1 protein-coding gene is annotated in these 864 nt (G+C 67.7%); it reads left to right on the top strand.

What is annotated here, in order from left to right; translation table 11 throughout:
• The coding region (locus EN925_RS37815) for an aromatic amino acid lyase (RefSeq protein ID WP_164894766.1) at positions 1-864 on the top strand (864 nt) is incomplete at both ends.

The following is an 864-nucleotide window of genomic DNA, read 5'->3' on the forward strand; positions in this document are numbered from 1 at the left end:
GATCTCGAGACCTTGCAGCGCAACATCGTCCTGTCGCACGCCGCCGGCGTCGGCGAGCCGATGCCGGTTGCCGTTTGCCGGCTGATGATGGCGCTGAAGCTCGCCAGCCTGGCGCAGGGCGCGTCGGGTGTGCGGCCGCAAACCATCGAGTTGCTGGAAGCGATGCTGGCCAACGACGTCATCCCGGTGGTGCCGGCGCAGGGTTCGGTCGGCGCCTCCGGCGACCTCGCCCCGTTGTCGCACATGACGGCGGTGATGATCGGTGTCGGCGAATGTTTTACCCCACATGGCCGTTTCCCGGCCAAGGTCGCCTTCGTCTCGCATGGCCTGGAACCGGTGACACTGGGCGCCAAGGAGGGCCTGGCGCTGCTCAACGGCACCCAGTTTTCGACCGCCTATGCGCTGGCCGCCTTGTTCGAGGCCGAAGTGCTCTACCAATCGGCGCTGGTCGCCGGTGCCCTGTCGACCGACGCGGCAAAAGGCTCCGACGCACCCTTTGATCCGCGCATCCATGTGCTGAGAAAGCATCCCGGGCAGGTCGAGACGGCCGACGCCCTGCGCAATCTGATGGCCGGCAGCGCCATCCGTGAATCGCACCGGGTTGGCGACGAACGCGTGCAGGATCCCTATTGCCTGCGCTGCCAGCCGCAGGTGATGGGCGCGGCACTCACCGTGCTGCGCCAGGCGGCCGACACGCTGGGCACCGAAGCCAACGGCGTCACCGACAATCCGCTGATCTTCGCCGAGGATGACACCGCGCTTTCCGGCGGCAATTTCCACGCCGAGCCGGTGGCCTTCGCCGCCGACATGATCGCGCTCGCCGTCTGCGAGATCGGCTCGCTGTCGGAGCGCCCCATCGCCATG

The sequence above is a fragment of the Mesorhizobium sp. M7A.F.Ca.US.006.04.2.1 genome (assembly GCF_004022915.1).
GTDB classification, from domain to species: domain Bacteria; phylum Pseudomonadota; class Alphaproteobacteria; order Rhizobiales; family Rhizobiaceae; genus Mesorhizobium; species Mesorhizobium ciceri.